The sequence below is a fragment of the Paraburkholderia sp. genome (assembly GCF_049581445.1).
Lineage (GTDB): Bacteria > Pseudomonadota > Gammaproteobacteria > Burkholderiales > Burkholderiaceae > Paraburkholderia.
In genome coordinates this window covers 1-8,794 of sequence record NZ_JBAURZ010000397.1, presented here as the reverse complement: position 1 = coordinate 8,794, position 8,794 = coordinate 1, and the positions used below count along the sequence as shown (strand labels likewise).

The window sequence follows — 8,794 nt, the reverse complement described above, 5'->3', positions numbered from 1 at the left end:
GGCAAGCGCTGCCGCGCCAAGCAGACGGCGAGCAGAGACGGCGTGCGGCACGCGCGACGCACGGGCCGGGCGCTTCGAAAACAGCTTCACGAAGGACAAGTTCATGGAAATCCGTTCAATGTTTCGGACGATTGTAACGCGCTCGCTACAATAAGCGCACAACCACTCACGCAAGTTGCAGACCAGTTAGACATGCCAGAGTTGCCAGAAGTTGAGGTTACCCGAAGGGGAATCGAGCCGTATGTGTCCGGACGCAAGGTTGAGCGCGTCGAAGTGCGCACACCTGCGCTGCGCTGGCCGATTCCGGCGGACCTTGCGAGAACCTTGCGGGGGCACGTGGTCCGCAAGGTCGAGCGGCGGGGCAAGTACTTGCTGTTCGAAATCGACGCAGGCTGGTTCATTGTGCACCTGGGTATGACCGGTACGCTTCGAGTGCTGCGCAACCTGCCTCATCTGCCGGCGGCAGCGAAGCACGACCATATCGACTGGATCTTCGACGAGTTCATTCTCCGCTATCGCGACCCGCGACGCTTTGGCGCCGTACTGTGGCATCCGCGCACGGACGGCGACGTGCTGGAACATCCGCTTCTCGCGGGGCTGGGCGTCGAGCCCTTTTCACCGGCGTTTTCGGGCGCGCTGATGCATCGGCAGACCCGTGGCCGCAAGGTATCGGTCAAACAGGCATTGCTGGCGGGCGAGATCGTGGTGGGCGTGGGCAATATTTACGCGTCCGAGAGTCTGTTTCGCGCGGGAATTCGCCCGACCACGGCGGCCGGCCGCGTGTCGCTCGTCCGGTATGACCTGCTGGCGGACGCTGTGCGCGTGACGCTCGCGGCCGCCATCGAGAAGGGCGGCAGTACGCTACGCGATTTCGTCGGAAGTGACGGGGAAAGCGGCTACTTCCAGCTCGATTATTTCGTCTATGATCGCGCGGGGCTGCCATGCCGCGTATGCGCAACGCCGATCAAACAGATCGTGCAAGGGCAGCGCTCGACGTACTTTTGTCCCACCTGCCAGCGTTAATTTTTCGATGCCCTCTCGCCTGACTCCCGCTGCTGTCACCATTGAGCCCGCATTGCCTGATTTTTCCGCGCGCCTGATCGCGTGGCAGCGCCAGCACGGCCGCCATGATCTTCCCTGGCAGAATACGCGCGACCCGTACCGCATCTGGTTGTCGGAAATCATGCTGCAGCAGACTCAGGTGTCGACCGTGATTCCGTACTACGCGCGCTTTCTGGCGCGTTTTCCGGATGTCGCCGCGCTCGCCGCGGCGCCCATCGATGATGTGATGGCGTTGTGGGCCGGCCTCGGGTACTACTCGCGAGCTCGCAATCTGCATCGCTGTGCGCAGGCGGTGATCGAAGTGCATGGCGGGGCGTTTCCGGCTTCGGTCGAGGCGCTCGCGGATTTGCCTGGCATCGGCCGATCCACCGCGGCGGCGATTGCGTCGTTCGCGTTCGGTGCGCGCGCAACGATCCTCGATGGCAACGTGAAGCGTGTGCTTGCCCGAGTGTTTGGCGTCGAAGGTTTCCCCGGTGAAAAGCGCGTTGAAAATGCCATGTGGACGCTGGCCGAATCGCTGCTGCCGGTCAACGCAAGTGATGACGATGTGAGTGCCTACACGCAAGGGCTGATGGACCTGGGCGCCACCTTGTGCGTGCGCGGCAAGCCCGATTGCCTACGCTGCCCGTTCGCGGTTGATTGCATCGCGAACGTGACCGGGCGGCAGCGTATGCTGCCGACGGCACGTCCGAAGAAGGCAGTGCCGACGCGTCGCACGTGGATGCTGGTCCTGCGTGACGGTGATGCCGTGATGCTCGAAAAGCGGCCACCGTCCGGTATTTGGGGCGGCTTGTGGAGCTTGCCGGAAGCGGCCGATGAGACGACGCTCGCCGAGCGTGCGCGCGACTTTGGCGGTGATGGCGCGGTCTCGCCGCTGGCCCCGCTTACGCACACGTTCACGCATTTCCGGCTTGATATCGAGCCGCGTCTCGCGGAACTGGATCGTGTGAGCGGCGCGCGGGCGGTCCAGGGTGACGCCGAAACCGCTTGGGTAGCGTTGCGCGATATCGACGCGTATGGCGTACCCGCACCGGTGCGCAAACTGCTGGATGGGTTGCAAGGGACGTTGCTGTAGCAGACGCGTAGGTCACCCGACAATGCGATAGCGCCAACCTGGTCGGCGCACCGAATGCATCACAGCAACTGATGTTGCTGCATGTAGTGGTGAACGACGTCGATGCGCGCGCCGGCGTCCAGCAACTCCATCAACTTTTGCCTTGCACGCAGGGCTATGGGCAGTACCTCGGACAACCGGTTGGACACCCAACTCGGATCATCCAGTCTGAACGGTTCCGCGAACGGCAAGCTGTTTGGATCGCGCTCGCGAATCGTCGCGATAATGCGCTCCAGCACTTCCGCGCACGCGCCAAATTTCGCGAGCTGTTCGTTGCCTTCGAGCGGAATATCGTCAGGCAATGGCTCCGCCATCCCCACCAGCAAGCCGCTCGGTTCCACGCGATGTGACAGCAGCCGAAAGCGCCGCGTACCGCGTGCGCGAATCAGCAGCATGCCGAAGGTTTCGACATCACACTCTTCGATTTCCGCCAGACACCCGATGCTTTCCGGCACCGAAGGTTCATCCGGCTGTGCCACTTCGCCGCCGCTTTTCAGCATGCACACGCCAAAGTGCGTCTTTTCTCGCAGACAGTCGCGCGCCATGTCCAGATAGCGCGCTTCGAAAATCTTCAAGGGCAGCAGTCCGTCGGGGAACAGTACCGTATGCAGCGGAAACAGCGGTACATCGGCAAGCACGGCAGAAGTAGAGGACATGGCGCAACGCTTAGGTTAAGGCCGCGCGAGGCGGCTGGTTAAGCCACTAGCTTTGATGATTCGCCTACATCAATCGGCGCATCGCGGTGCCGCACGATCACATTGGCCTGTTTGGCGAGACGCGCGGCGAGCGTCTCGGCAATGAACACTGAGCGGTGCTGGCCACCGGTACAGCCAATCGCAACGGTCAGATAGCTGCGATTGTCGTCGCGAAAATGCGGCAGCCATTTCGCGAGGAACGTTTCGATATCGTTGATCATGTCGTGCACCACGGGCAGTGCGCCGAGAAAGTCGATCACCGGCTGATCCAGACCGGTGAGCGGTCGCAATTCATGATCGTAGTACGGGTTCGGCAGAATGCGTACGTCGAAGACGAAGTCGGCGTCGAGGGGAACGCCGCGCTTGAAACCAAACGATTCGAACATCAGCACGAGACCGTTGTGCTCCTGTTCGATAAAGCGTTTGACCCATGCGCGCAGAACGTTTGCGCGCAGGTTACTGGTGTCGATCTGATGGCCGAACTCGGCGAGGCTTGCAACGAGTTCACGCTCACGCTCGATGGCTTCTTCGAGCGAGGTCAACAGGCCGACATCGGCGTCATGCGTGGCCGAACCGGACAGCGGATGGCGGCGGCGAGTCTCGGAAAAGCGTTGAATCAATGACTGAGTGCTGGCGTTGAGAAACAGCACGCGCACGTCGTGTTCGCGTGACAGGTCGCGGATCATCGCGGGCATTTCGTCGAGCGAGGCGCTCGAACGTGCGTCAATCGCCACGGCGAGACGGTCTTGGCCAGCCTGCGCGAGGTAGGCGGCGAGTTGCGGCAGAAAGCGCGGCGGCAGATTATCGACGCAGTAATAGCCCGCGTCTTCGAGCGCGTTCAGTGCAACGGATTTGCCGGAGCCGGAAATACCGGTGATCAGAATAATGCGCATGGAGTGGTGAAATCTGTACGTTTCATCATAGCATCGGGACCCCGTGCGCGTGCCCGCCGCCGGTGGGCACGTCGTGTCAGGTCACGTCAGATCAGCTTGCCGGGAAACTGGCTGTCCGGGTCCTGCATGGCCAGACGCTGACGATCCATGAAGTCGCGAAGCGTGTCGATGCCGCGCAGCTGCAGGATCGTGTTGCGCACGGCGGCTTCCACCAGCACGGCCAGATTGCGGCCGGCTGCAACCTGAATGGTGACCTTGCTGATGGGCAGGCCAAGCACGTCGACCGTCTGGCTTTCGAGTGGCAGACGCTGGAATTCGCCGTCGGGGCGCCGCACCAGTTGCACGATCAGCTTGAGCTTCATTTTGCGCCGGACGGCCGTTTCACCAAAAATTGTTTTGATGTCGAGCAGCCCGAGGCCGCGCACTTCCAGAAGATTTTGCAGCAGCGGCGGGCAGCGGCCTTCGACGAAATCCGGCCCGAGGCGCACGAAATCCACTGCGTCGTCGGCAACCAGACCGTGGCCGCGGCTAATCAGTTCAAGACCGAGTTCGCTTTTGCCCAAGCCGGAGTCGCCGGTGAGCAGCACACCCATGCCGAGAATGTCGAGAAACACGCCGTGCAGCGTGGCGCGCGGCGCCAGAATGCGCGACATGTAGAGGCGCAGGCTGTCGATCACAGCTGCGGCTGACATGGGCGTCGTAAAGAGGGGCGTGGAGGAACGCGTACAACGCAGGACCAGTTCGGGCGGCGCGGCGACGCCGCCTGCTACCACCAGAAACGGCGGCTCAAGAGCGATCAGCTCGGCCATATGCCGCGAACGATCTTCTTCGGACTGGCGCTGGTAATACTCGACTTCGGCGTCGCCCAGCACCTGGATGCGGTTGGGGTGAATCAGGTTCAAGTGGCCGACGAGGTCGGCGCTCGATGTGGCGTTGGCGACTGTCTCTGCCGAGAAGCCGCGCTCCCAGCCCTCATGCCCCGTCAGCCAGCTGAGTTTCAGCATGGCGGCGTTATCGTCGAATATGCTTTGGGCGTTGATGCTGGACGTATCCATGAGTCCCTGACTCCAGTGTGGGCCGCTTTCTCCGCTCGCGCCGGCCGCTTTAGCGCGACCGGGCCGACCGGCGTGTGCCGGATTCGGTGCGGGGTTCAGCCCGCTCGTGTGCGAATTGCCGCAGATGCATCAAGGTTGCCACTGAGTGAGCAACCGATGCAACGCTTCGCGGTCTTCTTCCGTATGCAGCCGCTCGCGCGTTTCGCGGTCGGACAGCAATTGGGCGATTTCCGACAGAATTTCGAGGTGTTGCTGGGTGGCCTGCTCGGGCACCAGCAGGAAGATCAGCAGCGATACCGGCTGACCGTCGGGCGATTCGAACGGAATGGGTTCCGCAAGGCGCACGAACGCAGCGAGCGGCTGCTTCAAGCCTTTGATCCGGCCATGCGGAATCGCGACACCCTCGCCAAGTCCGGTGGATCCGAGGCGCTCACGCGCAAACAGATTGTCGGTGACCGTGCTGCGGGCGATGCCGTTCTGGTTTTCGAAAATCAGGCCCGCTTGTTCGAACACGCGTTTCTTGCTGGTGACGGACAGTCCGACGACGACGTTTTCGAGGGGAAGAAATTTGGCTAAACGATTCATGTTGGCAGGCGGAAACGTGGCCTGGATACTCCTCGCTGTGGCGTTTGAGTGGCGTTCCATTCTCGACAGATGCTCACGGCGATGTGCGTGGGAGCCCGAAAGCGCAGGACTCCCGCTGAATAACCCCGATTGACCCCGATAGTAACCGGCCCATTATAGAACAGGGTGGCCATTGATGGTGCAGCGCGCCATCACGCATTTAGCGGCCTTTTGGGCCACTTTGGATAATTGCGCGCCAAGTGGCGGCATTGGCACCCCGCCCAACGAAAAACCGCCCGTTTCCGGGCGGTTTAGCTCATTGAAGAAAACCTTCTAATCTCGCTTATTGCGGCGGCACTTCCACTTGCGCCAGCGGCTGGTACTTGATCGCGTCATGCTGATGACCCTGCAGGCGATCCTTGTGACGAATGACTTGCCGGTCGAGCTTGTCGATCATTAGATCGATCGCGGCGTACAGGTCGCCGTCACAGCTCTCGACAAAGATGTCCTTGCCCTTCAGATGCAGGTTGATTTCAACCTTCTGCCTCTTTTCCTTTTCCTTGTGGTTGTCGACCGAGAGGACCACACTGCCATCGATCACCTGATCGAAATGTCTTAGCACCCTATCCAGTTTGGTGATCACGTATTCTCGCAACGCTGGCGTTACTTCGAGATGGTGTCCACTGATCTGCAGATTCATAGTGCTTCTCCAAGCTAGTGGCCGCTTGGTCCGCACGATGGGGCAGTACCGGTCGATCTAACGGCTCGCCTGTGTCGTCCCCCGTTGACTGACTACTGGCAGGTCGCATCGGCCGGCCTGTCCGCCAACGGGCGGAGCGGCCGGAAAATGCCCGCCACAGTACGCGACGGGCTAAAGAGACTTGCGCAGGTTGACTGCCGGGATCTTGAGGGCTTCGCGGTACTTCGCAACGGTACGCCGTGCGACCACGAATCCTTGCTCCGCCAGCAGTTCGGCTATGCGGCTGTCTGAAAGAGGAGTTTTGGTGTTTTCCGCTCCTATCAGTTGCTTGATGAGCGCGCGAATGGCCGTGGAAGACGCCGCGCCGCCCGTATCCGTCGAAACATGTGACCCGAAGAAGTACTTAAATTCAAGCGTCCCGAATGGGGTCAGCATGTATTTACCGGTTGTCACACGCGAGACAGTTGACTCGTGTAGGCCCAGCGTATCAGCAATTTCCCGCAAAACCAAGGGCCGCATGGCAATTTCGCCATGTACAAAAAAGCTCTTTTGACGCTCCACAATAGCTTGGGCGACACGCAGGATAGTTTCGAAGCGTTGCTGGATGTTCTTGATCAGCCAGCGTGCTTCCTGGAGCTGTTGGCGCAGCGAGCCACTGCCTGGGTCGCCACGGTTATTGCGCAGGATGTTGGCGTACAGATGGTTGATGCGCAGTTTCGGCACGACCTCGGGGTTCAGCTCGGCCTGCCAGCCCTGAGGCGTCTTGCGCACCATGATGTCGGGCACGACGTAATCGGCTTCGGCCTTGCCGTAGGCGGCGCCGGGGAAGGGCTCCAGCGAGCGGATCAGATCGTGGGCATCGCGTAGCTCGTCGTCGTTCGCCTTCAGATGCTTGCGCAGACGCGTGAAGTCGCGCGCCGCGAGTAATTCCAGGTGATGGGCGACGATGTCGAGCGCCAGCGTACGGGTCGGCGAGCCGTCGAGGCGCAGCAATTGCAGCTTCAGGCATTCTGAAGCCGAGCGGGCGCCGACACCGGACGGGTCGAAGCTGTGTAGCAGCGCTAGCGCGGCATTCAGTTCGTCGAGATCGACTTCGAGTTCTTCCGGCAGGTCGGCCTGGACTTCGTCGAGCGTGGCGGTGAGATAGCCGTCGTCGTCGAGCGATTCGATCAGGAAGGTGATCAGCGCGCGGTCGCGCTGCCCGGCCTGCGTGACGCGCAATTGCGCCATCAGATGATCGCGCAACGAAGTACTTGATTCGTGGATTTGCAGCGGCGGCAGGTCGTCGTCGTCAGAGGCGGTGCCGGAGCGGCCGTAGTCGTCCAGATTCCACTGGGTGGAGTCGCTGTTGCCGTCAGCCGCCAGGCCGTTGTATTCGTCGACGCCCTGCGGTTCGCCGTTCTCGGCGCGCTCGCTGGTCGTGGTGGACGAGGACGGTGCCGAGTTGCTCATTTGCTCGGGCGTGGCGCCGTTGGGCGCCTGGGCGATCAGTGAACCGTCCGCAGCGACCCGCAAGGGGCTGGCGATCCAGTCGTCCTCGTTTTCCAGCAGCGGATTCTGGGAGATCGCCATCGCGACTTCCTGCTGCAGTTCAAGCGTAGACAGCTGTAACAGCCTGATGGACTGTTGCAGTTGAGGGGTCAGCGCAAGATGCTGCGACAGGCGGAGTTGGAGGCTGGCTTTCATGGCAAGTTGAGATTCATTGTAGAGAGTTTGCCACGACCGCGATACCTTGCGACACCCGCAATAACGCGCCCGTCTGGATGGGGCCTGCTGGGAGGCGGGCAGCCCGCCGCGTCAAAAATAGACGCGGGGCCGCCGGGCAGAGGGGTAGCGCGTTGTGCGCCCCCCTTGGGTGATCACATGCGGAAGTGTTCGCCGAGGTAGACGCGCCGCACGTTCTCGTTTTCGATGATGTCGCCCGGCGCACCTGCGGCCAGCACGCTGCCGTCGCTGATGATGTAGGCATGATCGCAGATGCCTAGCGTTTCGCGCACGTTGTGGTCAGTAATCAGCACACCGATGTTGCGCTGCTTCAGAAATTTAACAATCTTCTGGATTTCCAGCACCGCGATCGGATCCACACCGGCAAACGGCTCATCGAGCAGGATGAAGCTCGGATTGGTGGCGAGCGCACGGCAAATTTCTACACGTCGACGCTCACCGCCCGACAGCGACAGCGCTGGATTTTCACGCAGATGCGCGATCTGCAGTTCTTCGAGCAGGGCTTCCGTGCGCGTGGTGATGGTGTCTTTGGAGAGGCGCTTGCCGTTATCGTCGAGTTGCAGTTCGAGCACGGCGCGAATGTTCTCTTCGACGCTGAGCTTGCGGAACACCGACGCTTCCTGCGGCAGATACGACAGGCCGAGCGAAGCGCGCTTATGAATCGGTAAGAGGCTGATGGACTTGCCGTCCAGGTCGATCTCGCCGGCGTCCAGCGGGACCAGTCCCACGATCATATAAAACGACGTGGTCTTGCCCGCGCCGTTCGGACCGAGCAGACCGACCACTTCGCCGCGCTTGACGTCGAGCGACACGTCCTTGACGACCGTGCGCGAGCCATAGCGTTTCTTCAGGTTACGAACTACCAGCGAACTGCTGGTCCCAGCCGGCTTGCGATGGGGGAGGGAGGGCGAATTCACTGAGTTCACTGGGCCGGGGCTCCCTGAAGCGTGGTGGACGGTGCGAGCGTGGCCGACGCGCCGGTGAGC

Annotated in this window: 9 protein-coding genes; 2 read left to right on the top strand and 7 right to left on the bottom strand. The window is 61.4% G+C overall.

The genetic code is table 11. The features are described 5' to 3' along the window. Positions 1-192 precede the first annotated feature (192 nt). Together mutM and mutY are read left to right on the top strand one after the other, a co-directional pair. Positions 193-1,023 carry a bifunctional DNA-formamidopyrimidine glycosylase/DNA-(apurinic or apyrimidinic site) lyase gene (mutM, locus tag WCA85_RS34540; RefSeq protein WP_424070158.1) on the top strand — a complete coding sequence of 277 codons (831 nt, stop codon included), beginning with the start codon at positions 193-195 and terminating at the stop codon, positions 1,021-1,023. 7 nt (positions 1,024-1,030) lie between these two features. Continuing rightward, positions 1,031-2,137, top strand: coding sequence for an A/G-specific adenine glycosylase (mutY, locus tag WCA85_RS34535; RefSeq protein ID WP_424070156.1), 1,107 nt, complete (start codon positions 1,031-1,033; stop codon positions 2,135-2,137). Between the two features lie 59 nt (positions 2,138-2,196). Here mutY and WCA85_RS34530 read toward each other — a convergent pair whose 3' ends face one another. The 7 genes from WCA85_RS34530 to lptB form a co-directional block, all read right to left on the bottom strand. Next, positions 2,197-2,832 (bottom strand): LON peptidase substrate-binding domain-containing protein, encoded by a 636-nt coding sequence (locus WCA85_RS34530; RefSeq protein ID WP_424070154.1) that lies wholly within the window; start codon positions 2,830-2,832, stop codon positions 2,197-2,199. Positions 2,833-2,870: 38 nt separating this feature from the next. After that, complete coding sequence (gene rapZ / locus WCA85_RS34525) at positions 2,871-3,764, bottom strand: RNase adapter RapZ (RefSeq protein WP_424070152.1); 894 nt, start codon at positions 3,762-3,764, stop codon at positions 2,871-2,873. Positions 3,765-3,850: 86 nt separating this feature from the next. Beyond that, a complete protein-coding gene (gene hprK, locus WCA85_RS34520) occupies positions 3,851-4,819 on the bottom strand; it encodes an HPr(Ser) kinase/phosphatase (protein ID WP_117334402.1) in 969 nt (322 codons plus the stop codon). 129 nt (positions 4,820-4,948) lie between these two features. Continuing rightward, positions 4,949-5,464, bottom strand: coding sequence for a PTS sugar transporter subunit IIA (locus WCA85_RS34515; protein WP_424070150.1), 516 nt, complete (start codon positions 5,462-5,464; stop codon positions 4,949-4,951). A gap of 262 nt (positions 5,465-5,726) precedes the next feature. Beyond that, the gene (gene hpf, locus WCA85_RS34510; RefSeq protein ID WP_424070148.1) at positions 5,727-6,083 is read right to left on the bottom strand and encodes a ribosome hibernation-promoting factor, HPF/YfiA family; all 357 of its coding nucleotides are present in this window, start codon (positions 6,081-6,083) and stop codon (positions 5,727-5,729) included. A 171-nt stretch (positions 6,084-6,254) separates the two neighbouring features. Further along, on the bottom strand, positions 6,255-7,769 hold the full coding sequence (locus tag WCA85_RS34505) for an RNA polymerase factor sigma-54 (RefSeq protein ID WP_424070146.1): 1,515 nt from the start codon (positions 7,767-7,769) through the stop codon (positions 6,255-6,257). A gap of 173 nt (positions 7,770-7,942) precedes the next feature. Beyond that, complete coding sequence (gene lptB, locus WCA85_RS34500; protein WP_424070160.1) at positions 7,943-8,725, bottom strand: LPS export ABC transporter ATP-binding protein; 783 nt, start codon at positions 8,723-8,725, stop codon at positions 7,943-7,945. Between the last annotated feature and the right edge of the window lie 69 nt (positions 8,726-8,794).

Excerpts from the sequence above, each read along its gene's own strand:
- mutM (WP_424070158.1), top strand. The coding sequence starts at position 193 with ATGCCAGAGTTGCCAGAAGTTGAGGTTACCCGAAGGGGAATCGAGCCG.
- mutY (WP_424070156.1), top strand. The coding sequence starts at position 1,031 with ATGCCCTCTCGCCTGACTCCCGCTGCTGTCACCATTGAGCCCGCATTG.
- WCA85_RS34530 (WP_424070154.1), bottom strand. The coding sequence starts at position 2,832 with ATGTCCTCTACTTCTGCCGTGCTTGCCGATGTACCGCTGTTTCCGCTG.
- rapZ (WP_424070152.1), bottom strand. The coding sequence starts at position 3,764 with ATGCGCATTATTCTGATCACCGGTATTTCCGGCTCCGGCAAATCCGTT.
- hprK (WP_117334402.1), bottom strand. The coding sequence starts at position 4,819 with ATGGATACGTCCAGCATCAACGCCCAAAGCATATTCGACGATAACGCC.
- WCA85_RS34515 (WP_424070150.1), bottom strand. The coding sequence starts at position 5,464 with ATGGAACGCCACTCAAACGCCACAGCGAGGAGTATCCAGGCCACGTTT.
- hpf (WP_424070148.1), bottom strand. The coding sequence starts at position 6,083 with ATGAATCTGCAGATCAGTGGACACCATCTCGAAGTAACGCCAGCGTTG.
- WCA85_RS34505 (WP_424070146.1), bottom strand. The coding sequence starts at position 7,769 with ATGAAAGCCAGCCTCCAACTCCGCCTGTCGCAGCATCTTGCGCTGACC.